This window comes from Trueperaceae bacterium, assembly GCA_036381035.1.
In the GTDB taxonomy this organism is placed as follows: Bacteria; Deinococcota; Deinococci; order Deinococcales; family Trueperaceae; genus DASRWD01.
On record DASVDQ010000051.1, the window covers coordinates 1 to 1971 of the forward strand.

Annotated in this window: 2 protein-coding genes; one reads left to right on the top strand and one right to left on the bottom strand. The window is 73.8% G+C overall.

Going from position 1 to position 1971, the window contains the following annotated elements; translation table 11 throughout:
* Nucleotides 1-238: 238 nt before the first annotated feature.
* On the bottom strand, nucleotides 239-946 hold the full coding sequence (locus tag VF202_07065; GenBank protein ID HEX7039850.1) for a response regulator transcription factor: 708 nt from the start codon (nucleotides 944-946) through the stop codon (nucleotides 239-241).
* 246 nt (nucleotides 947-1192) lie between these two features.
* Here VF202_07065 and VF202_07070 point away from each other — a divergent pair, with 246 nt between their 5' ends.
* Nucleotides 1193-1828 (top strand): hypothetical protein, encoded by a 636-nt coding sequence (locus tag VF202_07070; protein HEX7039851.1) that lies wholly within the window; start codon nucleotides 1193-1195, stop codon nucleotides 1826-1828.
* Nucleotides 1829-1971 lie beyond the last annotated feature (143 nt).

The window sequence follows — 1971 nt, forward strand, 5'->3', positions numbered from 1 at the left end:
GCGCGACGTTCTCGCTCGCGATGCCGCGTAGCTGCGGGACCACGAGGAGCGCGATGGTCACGAGGGTGACGCCCACGAAGGCGAGCGTCAGCCTCACGCTGAGGCGGCTCATGGTCCGCCCTCCGGCTTGTGCGCGAGCTCCACCGCGTGCGCGAGGACGTGAAGACCGGCGCTGAGCCTGCTCATGGCGCCCCCTCGGCAGCGCGCACGCGAGCGCATGTCTCGGAGCTGCGCCCGCTCATCGCGCTCCCTCGGCAGCCCGCTCGTCGAGGCGGAAGCCCATGCCGCGCACGGTGACGATGAGCCCGTTCGCGCCGGCCTCGGCCAGCTTGCGGCGCAGGTTCTTCAGGTGGGAGTCGAGGGTGCGCTCGAGTATGGCGCTCTCGGGCAGCGCCCGCTCGATCAGGTCGGCGCGGCTGAAGAGCCGGCCGGGGGAGGCCGCGAGCGCCGCCAAGAGCCTGAACTCGGTGGCGGTGAGGGCGAGGTCCTTCCCGCCGTACTGCGCGCGGCCGTGCTCGGGCTCGACGCGGAGCCTCCCCACCACGAACGCCGGCGGAGGGTCGGCCTGACCGTTGGCCCGCCGCAGCACCGCCTTCACCCGCGCGACGACCTCCCGGAAGGAGAAGGGCTTGACGACGTAGTCGTCGGCGCCCAGCTCGAGTCCGACGAGGCGGTCGACCTCCTCGCCCCGCGCCGTCAGGAGGATGACGGGGGTGCTGCCGTCGCCGCGGATGCGGCTCAGGACCTCGAAGCCGTCCATGCCGGGCAGCATGACGTCGAGGAGCACGATGTCTGGCCGCGCCGCGCGGTAGAGGCTAAGCGCCCGGTGGCCGTCTGCCGCGATCTCGGTGGCGTAGCCCTCCCTCTTGAGGTAGGCGTCGAGCGTCCGCGAGATGCCGGGCTCGTCCTCGACGATCAGGACCGTCGCCGAGCGCGGTGGAACCATGCTTCGAGATTACGACCGCAGTGTGCAGGGACCGTGCAGCCGGCACGTCCTCGCGGGTCGCGCCTGCACGAGAACTGCACGAACGCTGGGCAGAGTCTGCACAGCGGGGGTTCAGGCTGCCTCACACGGGCCGGGTCAGCGCCGCACCCGGTCACCGCGGGCCGAGCCGACCGGCGTCGGCCGCGCCCATCCACCCTGGGCCGAGCCCGGCCCGACGCAGCGCGCGGCGCCGAGGAGGGTCAGAAGATGAGACGAACGAGGTTCAAGGTCCTGTTGCTCGCGCTGGCGGTCCCGCTACTGGGCGCCGTCGCCCTGGCGCAGGAGAGCGGTGCCGACGCCGACCTGGCGGCCAGGATCGCCGAGCTGCGGGCGCAGGCTCAGCGCCTGACGGTCCTGGCCGAGCTGCCCGAGGAGGCGCGCCCCGAGGTGCAGGCGCTGCTCGACAGGTACGACGAGCTCAGGCGGTCCGCCCAGGAGCTCGAGGTCGCGAGGCTGGAGGCGCTGGTCGACGCCCTGGAGGCCGGCGAGTCCCCCGCGGTCGCGAACCAGCTCGCCGATTCCGCGGTGGCGGACCAGCGCGTGGAGCTCACGCGACAGTGGGAGTCGCTGCGCGATGAGGCCGAGGCGCTCGCGGAGCAGTACCCCGAGGCCGCGCGCCTGCTCAGGCGGCTGACCTCGCAGAGGCTGCTCGCCGGCAGCGGCATGGGGTTCGGCGCAGGCGAGGTCGTGTTCGGGACCCCGGGCCGGGCCTTCGCGTTCCCGGCGGTCCCAGGGGAGAGCGTGCCGGGCATCCGCATCGACGGGCTGGAGGGCCTCCTGCATGACAGGGACGCCGTCGAGCGGGCCCGGATGGTCCTGCCGCGGCTGCGCGAGCAGCGCTGACGCACGCCTGACCTCCGCGGTCGCGGCGTCCACATCGGCCCTCACGCGGGCGTTCCTGCCGTTACCTATCGCGCCGGCAGCGCCGACGCGCCGCGTTGCGGGGTAAGCGAGCGGCGCCACCCAGACGGGTGGCGCCGCTCGCC